Origin of the sequence: Marinobacter excellens LAMA 842 (assembly GCF_001574445.1) — a bacterium.
Lineage (GTDB): Bacteria > Pseudomonadota > Gammaproteobacteria > Pseudomonadales > Oleiphilaceae > Marinobacter > Marinobacter shengliensis.
In genome coordinates this window covers 46404-64754 of record NZ_LOCO01000019.1, presented here as the reverse complement: position 1 = coordinate 64754, position 18351 = coordinate 46404, and the positions used below count along the sequence as shown (strand labels likewise).

Genomic DNA, 18351 nt, shown 5'->3' with positions numbered 1-18351 from the left:
GGTTACTCGTGACCCGCCGCACCCAGGTCCGGCGCGTCACGCCAGAAGCGTTCCAGGTCGTAAAATTCGCGGGTTGCAGGCATCATGACATGCACGACCACGTCTCCCAGATCCACCAGAATCCAGTCGCTGCCACCCTCGCCTTCAACGTTGTTTGCTCTGACGCCCTGATCTTTGGCTTCAGATACGACGGAGTCTGCCAGGGATTTTACGTGACGGCTTGAGGTGCCGGATGCAAGAACCATAAAGTCGGTAACACTGGTTCGATCACGGACATCAATCACACTGACGTCCTGTGCCTTGATATCTTCAAGTGCGGTTACGACCAGATCTTTCAGTTGTTCTGCCTGCATAATTACCCTGTTTTCCGGGCTCTGGCCAGGATGACCGCCCGATAAGTGATATTCAGACGCAATTGTACCATTAAAAGTTCCCGGCGGGGCACGCACCGTAAAGGCCGAGCGCCTGGATTCTCTGCCATACAGAATCCGGGGTCAGATACCTGGGAGAGCGCCCGTCTGCGATGCGCTGCCGGATACCCGTTGCAGAGATATCCAGCAGGGGCGGATCCAGCTCCAGTACCGCCCCGCAAGGCGCTGAACTTAAAGCCTCAGGGCCGTCCGCCCGGCGTTCACGCACCAGGCGAGCCGCCTCACTACCAACGGGCAAATCCGCACCAGGGCGCTTCACAACCACAATGTGCGCCAGACCCGGCATGTCGGCCCATTCACGCCAGCGATCAAAAGCGGCAAAGGCATCGGTGCCCACCACCATTACCAGAGGTTCATCCGGCCCCAGCTCCTGGCGCAACTGACGCAGGGTGTCGGCCGTATAGGAGGCCCCAGCCCGGCGCAGTTCGCGGTCATCCACCCGCAAGCGGGGCTCGTCTTCAATGGCCATTCGGATCAACTCCAGCCGCTGTTCGGAGCTGGCGCCGGTGCTGCCCCGATGCGGTGGAATATGGCAGGGCACCAGATGCACCTTTGTCACCGACAGGGCATCGGCTATCTCCAGCGCAAGGCGTAGGTGCCCATGATGGATCGGATCAAAGGTGCCGCCGTAGATCACGTGCATGACATCATGCCCGGATGTGGCCGTCGCCAAACACCACATATTTCTGTGACGTCAACCCTTCCAGACCTACCGGTCCACGGGCATGGAGCTTGTCGGTCGAGATACCGATCTCCGCACCCAGGCCGTATTCAAATCCGTCAGCGAAACGAGTAGAGGCGTTCACCATCACCGAACTGGAGTCCACTTCGGTCAGGAACCGGCGGGCACGGGTATAGTTTTCGGTAATGATGCTCTCGGTGTGCTGAGAGCTGTAGCGGTTGATGTGATCTATGGCGGCATCCAGCCCGGCAACAACCCGCACCGCAAGAATCGGCGCAAGGTACTCCGCGTGCCAATCCTCTTCCGTGGCCGCGATCACATCGGGCAGGACCGCCCGGGTGCGTTCACAGCCACGCAGCTCAACCCCTTTGGCGAACAACTCCTGAGCCAGCAGAGGCAAGAGGTCGTCGGCAATTTCCTCATCCACCAGCAGGGTTTCCATGGTGTTGCAGGTTCCGTAACGGTGGGTCTTGGCATTGACGGCGACCTTTAGCGCCTTTTCCGGGTCCGCGTGGCTGTCAATGTAGACATGGCAAACACCATCCAGGTGCTTGATGACCGGCACCCGGGCGTCACGGCTGATTCGTTCAATCAGGCCTTTGCCGCCCCGCGGCACGATCACATCCACATACTGGGGCATGGTAATGAGTTCACCTACTGCAGCCCGGTCGGTAGTCGCCACCACCTGTACTGCCGTTTCAGGCAAACCGGCTTCAGCCAGCCCGGTCGCCAGGCAGGCAGCGATGGCCTGATTGGAATGAATAGCCTCAGAACCTCCGCGCAGAATGGTAGCATTACCCGACTTCAGGCACAGGCTGGCTGCTTCAACCGTCACGTTGGGGCGGGATTCGTAGATAATGCCAATCACCCCCAGAGGCACCCGCATCTTGCCAACCTGAATGCCGGACGGCCTGTAGGTCATGTCGGTAATTTCACCCACAGGATCTGGCAAGCCTGCCACCTGCTTCAGCCCTTCAATCATGGTGTCAATGCGGGCCTCAGTAAGCTCCAGGCGGTCAAGCATGGCATCATCCAGACCATTCGCCCGGCCATTTTCAAGATCCTTATGGTTGGCCCGCACCAGCTCGGTGCGGGCAGCGCTCAACGCCCTGGCGGTTGCCAGCAGTGCCTGATTGCGAACGGCGGTGGTTGAACGGGCCACTTCCCGGGCGGCGGCCCGAGCCTGTTGACCGAGTTCTGCCATGTAGGCTGCTACATCCATCGGATTACCTTTATATTTTGCATACTGATTCCGGAACTGGAACGCTACTTTACCTTTCCCGTTTCAAGTCCGCATCCCAAACGACTATTATAGCGCTGCACAGATTCAAATGGATGCGCCAGCAAAGGATAGATAACATGCCCCAGTCGGCCGAAAAGTTCCTGCCAGGCCGGCTCTCAAGAGCCGGTTTTGTTGCCCTTGCGCTCACCAGCGCGGCCGGCATAATGCTGGGCGAATTCCTGCTGGCGGCTTGCGCCGCCGCGGCGGCGGGCATCAGCCTGGCCAGCAATCCACGCTTCACCAGCCACCATGCCCGGCCCTGGAAACACTTCAAAACAGCCAGCTATTCAATCCTGGCAATCCTGTTACTGGTCGCACTCTGGCAGGGCCCCTGGGCGCTCAGCCACTGGCTCTATGCATTACCGCTGGTGACTTTTGCTCTGATGCCAACCTATATTGCAGCCCTGATCACTGCGCTCCTGACCTTTGCCATACTGGTTTCCACCCAATGGGCCGTGACTCTTCCCGACCGCCACCAGATGATCAGTGCCTTTGTGCTGTCAACGCTGCTCTCCACGCTGCTGATCTTCCTGCGAGAATACAAGGCCCGGCAGCTGGCACCACTGAGGCGAACCGACGAACTCACCCAGGCCGCCAGCCGGGAGTACCTGTCTGCCGACCTGCACAAGGAAATCCAGCGCAGCGAGCGTGAGGGCACCGACATGTCTGTGATGATGATCGGGCTGGACACCCACCTGAGCGACAATGATCCGGACGAAGACATTCGCGCCATCCTGCCCAGAATTGGCCGTTACCTGCATTCCCAGCTTCGGGATTTTGACACTTACTACCGGGTAGCCGACCTGCAGTTTCTGGTTATCCTACCGGGTATCAATACCGCGGGTGCCACCGCCAGCGCCGAGAAAATCCGCAACGGCCTGTGCAAGCTGCTGGCATCCCACGGCATGAAACTGACCGTCAGCACCGGCATTGCCGGCCTGAACATCGGCGACGACGCCGACAGCCTGCAACACAGTGCCGCCAACGCGCTACGCCGGGCGCAGCAACAGGGGGGCAACCGCACCCAGGCCTACAGCAACTGGCTGCACCCGGATGTCCCGAGCCCCACCGGCACCGAAGGTGACGCGCGATGACAGAAACACGACTCAGAACCTGGACTCACAGCTTCGGCTACGGACTGGCGGCCCTGTTCATTTTCTCGCTGGCACTGCAGAACCTGCGCTACGGCTTTTACGAGTTATTCTATCTCGCCCTGGCGATGACCTGCCTGTTGCTGGCCGGGCTGATCTACACCTTCGTGTGTCGCCGCCAGCAGCTATCGGCCCCAGGGCACCTGCTGATTCTGGCCGGTCTCAACGCAGGCCTGGTGGCCGCCATTCTGGTTCTGGACAGCCCCGGAGTAACTCACTGGGCGATGCCGCTCCTGATCCTGAATCTTCTGGTTCTGCCGCTGCGCCAGGGATTGAGCCTGTCGGCATTGCTCCTGGTACCGGTGATTGGCGCTGTGTGGTTCGGCAATTCCGCCGCCTACGCACTGATGACCTCCATGGGCCTGATCCTGACACTTGCAGTGGGCGCCCTGTACATCTGGCACTACGATCACATCGCCCAATCCGCAGAAGATCTGGCTATTACCGACCCGGTCACCGGCGCCCACAACTCACGGTTTCTGGACGAAACCCTGCAAAAGGAAATCAGCAGAGCGATTGCCACTGGCCACCCCTTGTCAGTGATCAACCTGAGTTTTGATTACACGGACGAAATAAGGGACCTGCACGGGAAAGCAGGGCTGCAGAACCTGTTTAAATCGGTCACCGAGCATCTGTTTGGCGTTATTCGGGCGGGCGACAGCCTGTACACCCTGAACGACTCGGAGTTTTTCCTGATCCTCCCCTTCACACCAGAGGAGGGCGTACGCGTCATCGCCGAGCGGATTCGAAGAAGCATTGGCGAAAGGGAGTGGAGCGGTATTGGCAGGCTCTCTGTCAGCTTGGGCTGCACCACTCGCGGCAACGGCGATACCAGTACGGTCTCACTCCGTAACCGGGCCAATCAGGCAATGCATCAGGCTCGTCAACGGGGTATGGATTCGGCCTGGTTCAGCCCGGGAGAGTCCGTCGACATATGATTGAAAGCTGGCTGGCTGGTGCCGCAGCCTGGGTAGCAGACAACCCCGGCTGGCTGATACTGGCACTCTTTGCAACCGCCATGGTGGAGTCCCTGGCTATTGCCGGCATTGTTGTACCCGGCGTTGCCATGCTGTTTGGTTTTGCCGCACTGGCAGGAAAATCCGGCATGCCCCTGTCCGAAGCCCTGGCCTGGGCAGGCATGGGAGCGGTTTTCGGTGACCTCATCAGTTTTACCGTGGGCCGTTTCTTCAGGGGGCGGCTGCATTCGGTCTGGCCCTTCAGCCGTTACCCGGAGCTAATCACCCGGGGCGAGTCTTTTTTTAATGCCCACGGCGGCAAAAGTGTGATTGCCGGGCGTTTTATTGGCCCTATCCGCCCGGTCATCCCGCTGATTGCCGGTGCGCTGCACATGTCATGGCGCCGGTTTCTTACCTTCAACCTGATTTCTGCGGTCGGCTGGGCCCTGGTCTATGTGCTGCCGGGCTATGCCGTCGGCAGCGCCCTCGCCAGCGAAATAGAACCACCACCTCATTTCTACCCGATTATTGGCATCAGCGCAGCGGTGCTGGTGGCTTTATATGTGGTGGTTCTTCAGTTCCGGCTTGGCGTTGGCGAGGGCAGCAGGCCCTACCGCTGGCTGGAGTCGTTTATGGCCCGTTACGACACCACGCATCGGTTCTGGCGGCTTTACACCAACGAACGGCCTGCCCGCAAAGGCGAATTCCCCCTGCCATCGATTGTTCTGGCTACCGGGTCGCTGGCGATGTTTGTGATCCTGACCCAGTTGGTTACTTACAGCCGGCGGATCAACGAGCTGAACCACTTGGTCGTTGCCTGGTTTGAAGTGCTGCGACAACCGCTGCTGGATATTCCGGTGATCGCCGCCACGCTCATGGGCGACCCTCCGGTACTGATCAGCGCGGCCGTACTGGCCGTGGCAGTTCTGTCGTTCAGGGGGTATTACGCCGCTGCCCTGCACATTGCCCTGGCGGCGACTCTCTGCTTTGCCTGCGTATGGCTGGTCAAAACCGGCCTGATGGTAGATCGCCCGGATCAGGTGCTTAGGCCACCGGCCTCAGGCGCTTTTCCCAGCGGCCATACTGCAGGGGCAACGGTGTTGGTCACCATGGCCGCCAGCTTCATCGCTGGCGAAAACAGAACGCGACAACGCTGGCAAACCTATGTATTGCTGTCCTTGCCTCTGGTGCCCATTGCCCTGAGCAGGCTCTACCTGGGGGTACACTGGTTTACCGATGTACTGGGAGGAGTGTTACTGGGGATGGCCATTACCGGCGCCATTCGGGCCAGTTACAGTCGCTACGACCGGGTACCCATCTGGCCGGATGCCCTGACCTGGGCGGCGGTGATGCTCTGGCTGGCATTCGCCGCAGGGTACCTCATCACCCAGTGGGACACCGCCAGCCTGGCCTATTCGCCCTTGCCACCGAACTAATTCTGCTCCAGCGCCTCAAGCAATTCCTGAAGCCGTTGCAGCCGTTCGAGGGGATCCTGCAGTTCTGCCAGCCGCTGTTTTTCCTGCTTGTCCAGGGGCAGCAGCTCCGTTAGCCGCCAGCCTACGTCCCGGGCATCCTCGTAGTCCACATCCATACCCAGATCCTTGACGACCGGGTGGCGGAACAACGCCCTCAGCACGGAAGGCAGTTCATGGTAACGCTCCGGAACCTCGCTTTCGGCTTCTGCGATCAGGCACTCCACGTCCCCCAGGTTCAAGCCGTCTTCCTGCTGCCAACTGCGAACAACAGACACTTTCAACTCACCTTCCACAGTAATCCCGAGCAGCCCGCTGTCCAATTGCTGGAAATCGATAATCCGCACGTAGGTTCCGATATCGTAGAACGCCGCCTGCCGGGCGGTTTCACCGCCCTCACGGAGCAAGATCACCACAAACCCACGGTCTTCTTTCATACACCGGGAGAGCATGTCGATGTAGCGGGGCTCAAACAGCTGGAGGGGAATGCGCCCCTTGGGCAAAACAATTGAATTCAACGGAAACAGGGGAACATTCATAATGGTGTCATTCACTGCAGGGCAGACTCCGTCATCAGGCAGTAGTTATCGGATGGACAGGAGCTTTTGCACCTCATCTACCCGTTCACGGGCCTCACTCAAAAGTTGCAGGCTCCGGGAGGCATTGAGATCCAGTTCCCCCAGGCGGCGCCAGGCTGGCACCTGGTCAAAAGCGGGCAAGCCGGCATTCTGACTGGATCCGATCATGGAATGCAACTGCGCCACGATCACAACGTCAACCAGCTGGGGTGCAGACTCCCGACACTCATAGCTCCAGTCTTCTGCATGGCGGGCGGACTCGATAAACGCTTTCGGAAACTGCCAGTTCTCCAGAACCGCACACCCTACATCGGCCCGCAACTCCGACATGGCGTGCTGAAGGTTCTTTTCATCGGCAAACAGGTTCACATGGTGCTCGGCCTGCACCAGGACCGGAACGATGCCAATATCGTGCAGCAAGCCCGCCAGCAGGGCCTCTTCCGGGTCAATCCGGGTGGCGTGATCCGCCAGCACCCAACACAGGGCCGCCACCTCCCGGGAATGCCGCCAAAGCTGTTCCATTTCCTTCTGCAGCGAGGCCCGACGAGTCTTGAACACCTCGCGCATGGCAAATACGGTTACCAATTGCCGGGTGGTTCGCATACCCAAACGAACCACCGCCTCCCGCACGTTCCGGACATCACTGAACCCCCGGTATAACGGACTGTTGCAGGACCGCACCAACTTTGCCGCCATGGCGGGGTCGGCTGAGACCGCCTTGGCTACATCGAGCGCGGTGGAGTCTTCACGGTCCACCACCCGGCGCACTTTCCAGGCCACATCCGGCACACTGGGCAATTTGAGCTGATTGGAACGAAGTTCGGCGTAAAACTCCATCAGCAGGTGATGCTCTTCACTTTCATCGGCGCCGCCATCCCCGGAATCCATTTCCACCTGGGCAACCGGCGCCGATCTCAGCATCTGATTCAGAACCTCCTGCTCAATGACCAGAAACTCGCAGGGCTTGACCGCAGTAACGTCGTACATCCTGGGCTGCAACCGGGCGATGGGGTTGAGTGCCTTTTCCGTTTCAGCCTCAATCACCGTTTTACGGCCGTCCACAGACTCGAGCTCTACCTTTCCGGATATCAGGAAAAAGTCCAGGCCGTCGCGAACGCCCCGCTCCATCACCCGTTGGCCGGGCCCATGGGTCCGGCGTTCAGCCCGGCTGGCCAACAACACCAATTGATCGTCCGTCAACCGCCCCAATGGCTGGAAATCCTTGAGACGACGCAGCTGCAGGCTTTCCTGGCCACCCATAGACAGACTCCCTCGAAATTCTGGTCAAAATATCCCGTTACTTGTTACGTATTGTAAACACGCACTGGCAAAACAGCCATGCGACCAGCGTTTAATCTGGTATCCTTTGTGCTCAAGTACAACCAGATAACCAGGGAGACAGCAGCACACCATGCCCCAGTACCGTTCTCATACATCAACCGCTGGCCGCAACATGGCCGGCGCCCGGGCGCTCTGGCGCGCCACCGGCATGAAAAATGAAGACTTTGGCAAGCCCATCATCGCCGTTGCCAACTCCTTCACCCAGTTTGTGCCTGGCCACGTTCACTTGAAAGACCTCGGACAACTGGTCTGCCGTGAGATCGAATCGGCTGGCGGCGTTGCCAAAGAGTTCAACACCATAGCGGTGGATGATGGCATCGCCATGGGCCATGACGGCATGCTTTACTCCCTGCCCTCCCGGGAAATTATTGCCGATTCTGTCGAGTACATGGTTAACGCCCACTGTGCCGACGCGCTGGTTTGCATTTCCAACTGCGACAAGATCACCCCTGGCATGTTGATGGCCGCCATGCGCCTGAACATTCCGACAATCTTCGTCTCCGGTGGCCCAATGGAGGCCGGCAAAACCAAGTTGTCCGAGCACAAACTGGACCTGGTGGACGCCATGGTGATCGCAGCCGACCCGACTGCCACCGATGAAATGGTCGAAGAATACGAGCGTAGCGCCTGTCCTACCTGCGGTTCCTGCTCCGGCATGTTCACTGCCAACTCCATGAACTGCCTCACCGAAGCCATTGGCCTGGCGCTGCCCGGTAACGGTTCCATGCTGGCCACCCACGCCGACCGTGAACAGCTGTTCCTGAACGCCGGTCGTCAAATTGTGGAGAATACCAAGCGCTATTACGAGCAGAACGATGCCAGCGTGCTGCCACGCAGCATTGCGTCGTTCTCCGCGTTCGAGAATGCGATGGTCATGGACATTGCCATGGGCGGCTCCACCAACACGATTCTGCACCTGCTGGCGGCGGCCCAGGAAGGCGGTGTTGAGTTTACGCTGGCCGAAATTGACCAGCTGTCGCGGAAAGTACCTCAGCTGTGCAAGGTGGCTCCCAACTCCCCGAAATACCATATGGAAGATGTACACCGGGCCGGCGGCATCATGGGCATCATGGGTGAACTGGAACGTGGCGGGCTGATCAACGTCGATTTGCCAACGGTACACAGTAAAACCATGAGAGATGCCCTGGAAGTATGGGACATCATGCGTTCTCCCACCGCTGAGGTGGTTGAGTTCTACAAGGCCGGCCCGGCGGGCATTCCCACCCAGACTGCCTTCAGCCAGAGCACCCGTTGGCCCAGCCTGGACGGCGACCGTGAAAACGGCTGCATCCGGTCCGTTGAAAATGCCTACTCATCCGAGGGTGGCCTGGCGGTTCTGTTCGGCAACATTGCCCAGGACGGCTGCGTGGTAAAAACAGCGGGCGTGGATGAGAGCATCTACGTGTTCGAGGGTAAAGCCAGGGTCTTTGAAAGCCAGGACGCGGCGGTTGCCGGCATTCTGAGCGACGAAGTCAAACCCGGCGAAGTCGTCATTATCCGCTACGAAGGCCCCCGTGGTGGCCCAGGCATGCAGGAAATGCTGTACCCCACCAGTTACCTGAAATCCAAGGGCCTCGGCAAGGAATGCGCCCTGCTGACGGACGGCCGCTTCTCAGGTGGCACTTCCGGATTATCCATCGGGCACGCGTCACCAGAAGCCGCCGCCGGCGGTGCCATCGGCCTGATCGAGAATGGTGACACCATCCTGATCAACATCCCGGAGCGCAGCATCAATCTGCAGGTCAGCAACGAAGAACTGGACAAACGTCGCAAAGACCGTGACGCCAGAGGCTGGAAGCCCGAACTCGCCCGCGACCGCAAAGTCTCGGCGGCACTCAAGGCTTACGCGCTGCTGGCGACCAGTGCCGACAAAGGTGCTGTGCGGGACCTGTCCAAACTGGACTAGGCCCCCACGCACTAACAAAAAAGCCCGCCTGACGGATGCCTGGCGGGCTTTTTTGTGGCTATCGTCCGGTCACCACAGTGACCAGCCGCTCTTCTCTTCTTCCTCTTCGGGCTCCGGCTCGGTCGCGGCAGCGGCACTCTCCTCTGCCGCCGGCGCAGCTCCAGCTCCGGCCTGGCCCGCGGCGCTGGCCACCGGCTGCACAGCGGTCATACCCAGGGCGCGCTCGGTTGCCTCATCCAGCGAACCGGTTACCTCAAGCCCCTGGTCACGCTGGAACTTTTCCAGTTCGGCTCGGGTATTACTGTCCAGTTCCGGGTTAACGTTTTCTATATCGTAACCGGCACCGTACAAAGCATGCTTGAGGGCGACGACGTCGTTGGCATAGGCCGGGGATGTTAATCCCAGGAAGGCGATAGTTCCGGCGGCCATAGCCGCCATTCGTATGCGATGGCTGAAAGGATTCGTCATTGACACCTGATCTGCTCCTGATACCTCAGGGATATCGGTCTATTTATTATTATGTGGCGCCCATCTCCACAAGCCCGGGCGACCCACAGACCCTAACACAGATCAGTCGTCCTCTGCCGAACCTGTCGCACGTTTCGGCATATTCCCGGTGCTTTCGTTGCCAAATTCCCGGATAAAGATACCCCAGAACGCCATGAACAGAGCCGCCACCAGCGGGCCCATCACAAACCCGTTAATGCCGAACATGACAAGCCCGCCCAAGGTCGACAGCAAAACCAGGTAGTCGGGCATCTTGGTATCCCGCCCCACCAGGATTGGCCGTAACAGGTTATCGGCCAGGCCAATTACCACCATACCGTAGACCGTCAGAATGACCGCTGGCACCACGTCACCGATGGCAGCCAGGTAGACCGCCGCCGGAATCCACACAATGGCAGCGCCAACGGCCGGTAGCAGGGAGAAAATGGCCATCACCACCCCCCACAGGAGCGCACCGGAGATCCCCAGAATCCAGAAAATCACGCCACCCAGGGCACCCTGAATGATGGCAATCAGCAAATTGCCCTTGACCGTTGCCCGGGTAACTTCGGCAAACTTGGCAAACAGCAGGCGCTCTCGCTCATCACCCAGGGGCAATGCCTTGATCAGCAGCTCTACCAGTTGCTGGCCATCCCGAATCAGGAAAAACGCCAGATACACCATAAGCGCCAGGCCGAGGAAAAACTGGAAAGTGTTCTGGCCGATGCCCAGCGCCTGCTTGGCAAGGAACTGGCTGCCACCAACAAACGCACTGACCACGCGATCCCGCAATTCACCGAAACTGATATCAAACTGGCCCAGAAATGCCTGAATGGCAGGGAACGACCGGTTGACCTGGTCAATGTATTCACCAGGACGGATCTCACCGCTCTGGATCTTCTGGTATAGCCCCATGCCTTCGGTAATCAGGGCCGCGCCCAGCCCCAGAACCGGAATCACCACGATAACAATACAAACCAGCAGGGTAATTATCGCATTGATGTTAGGCCGGTGGCCCAGCCGGCGGGTCAGCCACTGGTTGACCGGGTAAAAGATCAGGGCAATGGCGATGGCCCAGAATATTGGCCCGAAAAATGGTTTCATCAACAACGCGAAGGCGATGGAAACGCCCACCAGCATCGCCAGAAAAGTCCGTGTCTCAAGTTTTGCGTACATAATCCCTATACCCTGAAGCGAACGGTGCCCATACCGGATGGAACGTTTCACGAAAAAACAGACTAACACGATAGCGTGGCCACTATAGCCACCTTCACGATATAGTATCAGGTTATCGATCAGCCAATTAACAGGTCATGTTGTTGGATTCAGACGCTTTTACCGTTGAAACAGCCCTTGAGGCCGCGACAGAACTCCAGAAGGTTCTGGCTTCGCGTATGCACCGCCGCAAGGTGATGGGGCAGGAGGTTCTGGTGCCTGGTCAACTGGGTGAAGCCCTACATCTTCCGCGCATCATCAACCGCTTGCAGAGCAAACAGCAGAGGCAACGGGACAGAGGGCTGGAAGACTTCCAGGAACTGTGGCCAACCCTGTCCGAGTATACCCGGCACCGAGTCATGGACAAACTCGGCTGGTACGACCCGAAAGACCTGGACTGGGAGGACAAACGCTCAAACCGTCGCCCCGTGGTCGATCCTGACGCCTGATACGTATAACTGCTGAACCCGAACCAATGCAGGATCACTGTGGCGACTTTGAACTGTCACATTTTGTCCTTATGTTCTATGGATCAGGAGGATTATTATGACAAATACTACCCATTACACCGCCATCCTGGCTGAAGGCAGTGCCGTGCCGACACTGTTGTGCGGCCATTGCCGTTCCATTCTTTCCAGAGCCAGGATTTTCAGAAACCAGGGCGACGGCCATCAGGACATCCATTGCCATACCATCGGCCTGTGCTCGGCCGACGACTGTGGCGCCGTCAATTGTTGTGACGATGCTTTGGCCCGGATTGACAACCCTGAACGCCTGTTTGATATCGCGTCCTGATTCAAACCGGCAACGCACTGTTACGCAACTCAAACACACAAAATTTCCATCTGATTTATCCTGATTTCCGACGATTGCCGTAAAGACAATCACGCAACCAATCAGTCAGGACAGTCGATGGCATGCGTATTCTGAGAACCGACGAAGCCCGCTTCGCAGGCCTTCCGGATTATCCCTTCCAAGCAAATTATCTGGACGTTGAGCCAGGCCTGCGCATGCACTTCGTCGATCAAGGTCCGACCAATGGAGCACCGGTGGTCATGCTGCATGGCGAGCCCTCCTGGTCCTACCTTTACCGGCACATGATCCCCATGGTCGCAGAAGCAGGTTACAGGGTACTGGCACCGGATCTGATCGGCTTCGGAAAATCCGACAAACCAGCCAATGTGACCGATTACAGCTACAGTAGCCATATGAGCTGGCTGGCCCGCTGGCTGGAAGACCTGAACCTCACCAACATCACCCTGGTGTGTCAGAATTGGGGATCACTGCTTGGCCTGAGACTGGCCGCCGAACACCACAGACGTTTCAGCCGGATCATTGTCGGTAACGGCATGCTGCCTACCGGAGACTCGCCGGTGCCTGCAGTGTTCCGCGCCTGGAAAGCGTTTGCCAGCCACAGCCCCTGGTTTCCCGTGGCCCGCATCATACAGCTGGGTACCGAAAGGGCTCTGAGCCCGGGTGAGATGGCGGCATACGAGGCACCCTTTCCGAGCGCGGCATTCAAAGCGGGTGCCCGCGCCTTTCCGGGCCTGGTTCCGGTTTCACCGGATGATCCAGCCAGCGCCGCCAACCGTGAGGCCTGGCGGATCCTGGAGAAATGGCGCAAGCCCTTCATCACCTGCTTCAGCAATGGCGATCCGATCACCCGGGGAGGTGATCGTCACATGCAAAGACGCATTCCCGGGGCACTAGGACAGCCCCACATTACCCTGCGCGGTGGCCATTTCCTGCAGGAGGACTCCCCCAGAGAGTTTGCCCGGGTCATACTGGACGCCCTGAAAGCTGAAATGGCGGCCTGAGCCCCCACCCATTCAACCAAAAACGGTCACTGTCTGGCGGCTCAGCGCCACCAGTTCGCCGCTCTCAGTCCAGATGCCGGCATGGGTATGGCCGTAACCGGCACCTGCCTGATCAATCGTGGCCCTGTAGAGCAGCCACTCTCCCGGCTTCATGGTCGGCCGCGGGTGCACAATCTCCAACGCCCAGCTCAGGGAACTGGCCGGTGCAGGACCTTTCAAGTGCGGCAATAACGCAGGCGGCCAGGCATCCACCAACGCCACAATGTGCGCGTCCGTCAGAGCAGAGGGCGTTTCCCGGAACTGCATCCAGCCCCCCATCTCACGACCACCCTTGCCGGAAAACGGCATGTTGCCGAACGCCCAACGCATGTCGATATGCTGGGTAAATTCCGGGGTAACTCCGGGAATGTATGGCAACGCCTGGCATTGGTCTACCGGAACAGCCTCCGGGGCAGGCGATGGCGCTACCTGAACCGACGACTCCCGGTCACCACCAAAACTCGCCAGGCAGGCCAGCCTGGTCTCACCGTTTTGCAGAATTCGCCCCTGTACCTGAGAGACCGCCTTGCCCTCACGCAACAGCTCTGCCTCAAACACCGCAGGCACATCCGGTTCCACCGGCCCGACAAACGACACCTGCATCGCCCGCATGGCCCTGCCAGGGGCAACTTTCGACGCCATTACATCGAATGCCAGTGCCGCTACCAGCCCACCGAAGGTAGCCCGTCCCTGCCCCCAACTGGCCGGGATCACAACGTCTCGGCCCTCGCGCACCGAATTCAGAAGCTCATCGAACGTCATACTCTTCCATTCCTGTTAATTAGCCTGCAAACAACCAAGACTGCCGCAGTTGACCGAGGCTGGCAAGCGGCTTCCCCGGCAACTACCTACCCTATTACCGGCAATAGTCATGTTAAAGACTGCCCAAACCGACTATAATATTTCAAAATCATGCATTGCATTTGTAATGCGATACCCTCCGAATACCGAGTACATTCATGTCAGAATTGTCTTTTGCCGAACTGGGGCTGGATCCAGCAGTACTGGAAGCCGTCTCCGCAGTTGGCTATGAAACTCCGTCGCCCATCCAGGCGCAATCCATTCCAGCCTTGCTGGCCGGCAATCACCTACTGGGTGTTGCCCAGACCGGTACTGGCAAAACGGCCGCGTTTGCACTTCCGCTGCTGAGCCGTATTGATGCCAGCGTTGCCGAGCCCCAGATTCTGGTGCTTGCTCCTACCCGGGAGCTGGCCATTCAGGTGGCCGAGGCGTTCACCACCTACGCCAGCAAGTTCAAACACTTCCACGTTCTGCCGATTTACGGCGGCCAGGACTTTGCACCACAGATCCGCGGCCTGAAGCGTGGCGCCCAGGTCATCGTGGGTACGCCAGGTCGGATGCTGGACCACCTGCGCAAAGGCACCCTGAAGCTGGGCAGCCTGAAGGCACTGGTGCTGGATGAAGCAGACGAAATGCTGCGCATGGGCTTTATCGACGACGTAGAAGCCATTCTGGCGAAAACTCCGGACACCTGTCAGCGCGCCCTGTTCTCGGCCACCATGCCGCCGCAGATCAAAAAGGTTGCCCAAACCTATCTGAAGAACGCCACGGAAGTGCGCATTGAAAGCGAAACCCGCACCGTTGAGCGTATCTCCCAGTTTGTGTTGCCGGTCTACGCCGAGCGCAAACTGGATGCTCTGACCCGCATCCTGGAAGTGGAGCCGTTCGACGCCTCCATTATCTTCGTTCGCACCAAGGCAGAAACTACCCTGCTGGCTGAAAAACTGTCAGCCCGTGGCCATGCGGTGGCGCCCCTGAGCGGCGACCTCAACCAGCGCCAGCGTGAACAGACCGTAGAAGACCTCAAGCGTGGCAAGAAAGACATCATCATCGCCACCGACGTTGCTGCCCGTGGCCTGGACGTACCCCGGATTACCCACGTGATCAACTACGACGTGCCCTACGACACCGAGGCGTACATCCACCGGGTTGGCCGCACCGGCCGTGCGGGCCGCACCGGCAAGGCGATTTTGCTGGTCACACCGCGCGAGCGCAGCTGGCTGCGCACCCTGGAGCGGGCCACCAACTCTCCGATGGAACCGTACCAGCTGCCGTCACCGGCTGCGCTGCAGAAAATGCGAGTAGAGCAGTTTGAAGAGCAACTGCTGGGCTTCACCAACGATCCCCGATCTGCCAAGGCCATTGCCCTGCTGGACGACATTGCCGAGCGCAATGACATGGACATGGCGGCCGTTGCTGGCGCCCTGGCCTGCTTGCTTGAAGCCTCCCAGCCGGATTCACTGCCGCTGGAGCAGCCCGAAGCCCTGCCGGAAGTGTCCGCAGCGCCCCGTCGCGACCGCAAAGGCCCGCCTCCCGGCAAAGGTGGCTTCCGTAAAGGCGCTCCTGGCAAGAAATTCAGCAAAGATGGCAAGCCCGGCTTCCGCAAGGGACCACCCAAGGGCAAGCCTGCTGGCAAGGGCGGCAAGCCCTCTGCCAATGGCCCCAAGCGCGCCCCGCGCTGAAGGCCAGAACCGCTAGCCGGTCAGGCTGACCGGCTACGCTGGTAGACGACGAAACTGTAGTCGTATGGATTATGATCAGACGCGGAGAAATCTTCGCGTCCGATTTCTTCCCAGTCATCCCAGTTCACTTCCGGAAAGTAAGCGTCGCCATCTACCTCGGCGTGCACCTGTGTGATGTACATCCGGTCGACCATGGGCAGCGCCTCGGCGTAGATCTGGCCACCGCCGATGATCATTACCTCATCACCGCCCTCCAGTTCCGCCTGGGCTTCTGCTCTGACTAACGCGTCATTCAATGATGCCGCCGCGACCGTGCCGGCCGGCGCTTCCCATGCCGGGTTTCGGGAAATCACCACGTTCATCCGTCCCGGCAGTGGCCTGCCAATGGAATCCCAGGTTTTCCGCCCCATGATGATCGGCTTACCCATAGTGGCTTGCTTGAAGTAACGCAGGTCGCCAGGCAGATACCAGGGGAGCTTATTGTCCCGCCCAATGACGCGGTTCCGGGACATCGCAACGATCAGTGCCTTTCTCATATTTGGTCCTCATAACTTGGAGTTAGCGAGGAGCGGGAGCTGGTTTTCAAAACACGCTCAAGCACATCCATGTGACGCTTGGGCTCCGCCATCCCTGGCTCCGCACAGTTTTGAAAACCAGCTCCCGCCCCTCGCACCCAAACTTCACTGTAAGACTTCACATACTGCGATCTATCTCGCAGCGTGATCGCTGGCAAGCGGGTGGGGCTTTCCGAAAATCTGCGGAGCCAGGGATGGCGGAGCCGAAGCCGCACAGGGACGTCTAGAGGCGCTTTTCGGAAAGCCCCACCCGCTTGCCAGCAGCCCTTATACTCGCGGGCCCGTCTCAAGGAAACACCGCCAGACTAACAGTCAGATCGCTATCGGAGCCTTAATCACCGGGTAAGGGTCATAGCCTTCGAATTCGAAATCTTCCAGCTCGTAGTCGAAGATGGATTCCGGCTTGCGCTTGATGACCAGCCTGGGCAACGCACGGGGCTCGCGCTTTAGCTGCTCGAACACGATATCGTCGGTCAGGTGATTACTGTACAAGTGACAGTCCCCAAACGTGTGCACAAACTCGCCAACATCCAGATCACACTGCTGGGCAATCATGTGGGTCAACAAAGCGTAAGACGCAATGTTAAAGGGCACCCCCAGAAACAGATCCGCGCTGCGCTGGTAAAGCTGGCAAGACAGCTTGCCGTCCGCCACATAGAACTGGAACAGACAGTGGCAGGGCGCCAGCGCCATGCGCCCTTCCCGCACGTTCTCCTGCGGACTGACCGACTCGTCCGGAAGTTCCGCCGGGTTCCAGGCGGAGACGATCAGGCGCCGGGAGTTGGGCTTGGTTCGGATTTGCTCGATAACCTCGCTGATCTGGTCGATCACCCGGCCGTCGTGGCACTGCCAGCTGCGCCACTGCTTGCCATAAATTGGCCCCAGGTCGCCATTATCGAGTGCCCATTCATTCCAGATGCTGACCTTTCGTTCCGCCAGCCAGTTGTTGTCGGTGGAGCCTTTCAGGAACCATAACAATTCGTAAATGATGCTGCGCAGGTGGACTTTCTTGGTGGTCACCAGCGGGAAGCCTTCCTGCAGGTTAAAGCGCATTTGCCGGCCGAACACGGAGCGGGTGCCAACCCCGGTGCGGTCGCCCTTGTCGAATCCGTTGTCGACAACGTCTTGCATCAGGTCGAGGTAAGCTTTCATGCAGCGTTTCTCCGGTAAGCAATAACAATCAGGGCAGCGCCAGCAATGACCATGGGCAACGACAGCACCTGCCCCATGGTCAGCCAGTCGAAGGCCAGGTAACCCAGTTGAGGGTCGGGCTGGCGGAAGAATTCGGTAAAGAATCGGAAGCTGCCATAGCAGGCCAGAAACAGGCCAGAGACGGCCATTTTCGGGCGGGGCCGGGAGGAGAACCACCACAGAATGGCGAACAGTACCACGCCTTCCAAGGCAAACTGATAGATCTGGGAGGGGTGCCTGGCCAGGCTGTCGGGGGCGGTGCGGAACACCATACCCCAGGACACGTCCGTAGGTTTGCCCCAGAGCTCCCCATTGATGAAGTTGCCGATGCGGCCCGCACCCAGGCCCACCGGCACCAGCGGCGCCACAAAATCGGCGATGCTCCAGAACCCGGCCGACGTTTTACGCCCGAACCACCACATCGCCAGCATGACGCCCAGCAGGCCGCCATGGAATGACATCCCCCCTTCCCAAACCCGCAACAACCATAACGGGTCGGCCAGGAAGGCATCGAAGTTATAAAACACCACATACCCGAAACGGCCACCAAGAATGACCCCCAGGGCCATGTAAAACAGCAGGTCACCTACTTGCTCTTCATTCAGGGGGGACCAGGGTTTGCGACTACGCAGGCGGCCAAGCCACCAGCCGGCGGCGAAGCCAACCAGGTAGGTCAGGCCATACCAGTGGATTTTCAGGGGGCCGATGGCGATGGCCACCGGGTCAATCTGCGGGTGTTGCAACAT

19 protein-coding genes are annotated in these 18351 nt (G+C 59.0%); 8 read left to right on the top strand and 11 right to left on the bottom strand.

What is annotated here, in order from left to right; all coding sequences use genetic code 11:
• Nucleotides 1–2: 2 nt before the first annotated feature.
• The 3 genes from rsfS to J122_RS14945 all read right to left on the bottom strand — a co-directional run bounded on the left by rsfS (nt 3) and on the right by J122_RS14945 (nt 2335).
• Nucleotides 3–353, bottom strand: coding sequence for a ribosome silencing factor (gene rsfS, locus J122_RS14955; protein WP_058090972.1), 351 nt, complete (start codon nt 351–353; stop codon nt 3–5).
• Between the two features lie 70 nt (nt 354–423).
• Complete coding sequence (nadD, locus tag J122_RS14950; protein ID WP_058090973.1) at nt 424–1074, bottom strand: nicotinate-nucleotide adenylyltransferase; 651 nt, start codon at nt 1072–1074, stop codon at nt 424–426.
• 4 nt (nt 1075–1078) lie between these two features.
• Nucleotides 1079–2335: a glutamate-5-semialdehyde dehydrogenase gene (locus J122_RS14945; RefSeq protein ID WP_058090974.1), complete on the bottom strand. Its 1257-nt coding sequence runs from the start codon at nt 2333–2335 to the stop codon at nt 1079–1081.
• A gap of 137 nt (nt 2336–2472) precedes the next feature.
• On the opposite strand from J122_RS14945, the gene J122_RS14940 reads away from it, so the two are divergent.
• From J122_RS14940 to J122_RS14930, 3 genes are read left to right on the top strand one after another with little or no spacing between them, the layout of a single operon-like run.
• On the top strand, nt 2473–3489 hold the full coding sequence (locus J122_RS14940; protein ID WP_058090975.1) for a GGDEF domain-containing protein: 1017 nt from the start codon (nt 2473–2475) through the stop codon (nt 3487–3489).
• Entirely contained in the window at nt 3486–4484 is a 999-nt protein-coding gene (locus J122_RS14935; protein WP_058090976.1) for a GGDEF domain-containing protein, read from the top strand. Before J122_RS14940 ends, J122_RS14935 begins: the two co-directional genes overlap by 4 nt.
• Nucleotides 4481–5938, top strand: a complete 1458-nt coding sequence (locus J122_RS14930) for a bifunctional DedA family/phosphatase PAP2 family protein (protein WP_058090977.1) — start codon at nt 4481–4483, stop codon at nt 5936–5938. Before J122_RS14935 ends, J122_RS14930 begins: the two co-directional genes overlap by 4 nt.
• Here the strand turns inward: J122_RS14930 and J122_RS14925 are convergent.
• Both J122_RS14925 and J122_RS14920 read right to left on the bottom strand, forming a co-directional pair.
• Nucleotides 5935–6513: an LON peptidase substrate-binding domain-containing protein gene (locus tag J122_RS14925; RefSeq protein ID WP_058091021.1), complete on the bottom strand. Its 579-nt coding sequence runs from the start codon at nt 6511–6513 to the stop codon at nt 5935–5937. The genes J122_RS14930 and J122_RS14925 overlap by 4 nt on opposite strands.
• 45 nt (nt 6514–6558) lie before the next feature.
• Nucleotides 6559–7812 (bottom strand): HDOD domain-containing protein, encoded by a 1254-nt coding sequence (locus J122_RS14920; protein ID WP_058090978.1) that lies wholly within the window; start codon nt 7810–7812, stop codon nt 6559–6561.
• Nucleotides 7813–7963: 151 nt separating this feature from the next.
• Here J122_RS14920 and ilvD point away from each other — a divergent pair, with 151 nt between their 5' ends.
• Nucleotides 7964–9799, top strand: a complete 1836-nt coding sequence (gene ilvD / locus J122_RS14915) for a dihydroxy-acid dehydratase (protein ID WP_058090979.1) — start codon at nt 7964–7966, stop codon at nt 9797–9799.
• A gap of 69 nt (nt 9800–9868) precedes the next feature.
• On the opposite strand, the gene J122_RS14910 is transcribed toward ilvD, so the two are convergent.
• Nucleotides 9869–10267 (bottom strand): peptidoglycan-binding domain-containing protein, encoded by a 399-nt coding sequence (locus J122_RS14910; protein WP_061333033.1) that lies wholly within the window; start codon nt 10265–10267, stop codon nt 9869–9871.
• A gap of 102 nt (nt 10268–10369) precedes the next feature.
• Nucleotides 10370–11461 carry an AI-2E family transporter gene (locus tag J122_RS14905; protein ID WP_061333032.1) on the bottom strand — a complete coding sequence of 364 codons (1092 nt, stop codon included), beginning with the start codon at nt 11459–11461 and terminating at the stop codon, nt 10370–10372.
• A 137-nt stretch (nt 11462–11598) separates the two neighbouring features.
• Between J122_RS14905 and J122_RS14900 the strand changes: the two genes are divergently transcribed.
• From J122_RS14900 to J122_RS14890, 3 genes are all read left to right on the top strand, one after another.
• Nucleotides 11599–11949 carry a hypothetical protein gene (locus J122_RS14900; RefSeq protein ID WP_061333031.1) on the top strand — a complete coding sequence of 117 codons (351 nt, stop codon included), beginning with the start codon at nt 11599–11601 and terminating at the stop codon, nt 11947–11949.
• A gap of 97 nt (nt 11950–12046) precedes the next feature.
• The gene (locus J122_RS14895) at nt 12047–12295 is read left to right on the top strand and encodes a hypothetical protein (protein WP_058090983.1); all 249 of its coding nucleotides are present in this window, start codon (nt 12047–12049) and stop codon (nt 12293–12295) included.
• A 122-nt stretch (nt 12296–12417) separates the two neighbouring features.
• Nucleotides 12418–13317: a haloalkane dehalogenase gene (locus J122_RS14890; protein ID WP_061333030.1), complete on the top strand. Its 900-nt coding sequence runs from the start codon at nt 12418–12420 to the stop codon at nt 13315–13317.
• Nucleotides 13318–13329: 12 nt separating this feature from the next.
• On the opposite strand, the gene J122_RS14885 is transcribed toward J122_RS14890, so the two are convergent.
• Entirely contained in the window at nt 13330–14118 is a 789-nt protein-coding gene (locus J122_RS14885; protein ID WP_061333029.1) for an acyl-CoA thioesterase, read from the bottom strand.
• Between the two features lie 197 nt (nt 14119–14315).
• Between J122_RS14885 and J122_RS14880 the strand changes: the two genes are divergently transcribed.
• Entirely contained in the window at nt 14316–15839 is a 1524-nt protein-coding gene (locus J122_RS14880; RefSeq protein WP_061333028.1) for a DEAD/DEAH box helicase, read from the top strand.
• A gap of 20 nt (nt 15840–15859) precedes the next feature.
• Here J122_RS14880 and J122_RS14875 read toward each other — a convergent pair whose 3' ends face one another.
• From J122_RS14875 to lgt, 3 genes are all read right to left on the bottom strand, one after another.
• Complete coding sequence (locus J122_RS14875) at nt 15860–16375, bottom strand: dihydrofolate reductase (protein ID WP_061333027.1); 516 nt, start codon at nt 16373–16375, stop codon at nt 15860–15862.
• A gap of 351 nt (nt 16376–16726) precedes the next feature.
• A complete protein-coding gene (locus J122_RS14870; protein WP_061333026.1) occupies nt 16727–17566 on the bottom strand; it encodes a thymidylate synthase in 840 nt (279 codons plus the stop codon).
• A complete protein-coding gene (gene lgt, locus J122_RS14865) occupies nt 17563–18351 on the bottom strand; it encodes a prolipoprotein diacylglyceryl transferase (protein WP_061333025.1) in 789 nt (262 codons plus the stop codon). Before lgt ends, J122_RS14870 begins: the two co-directional genes overlap by 4 nt.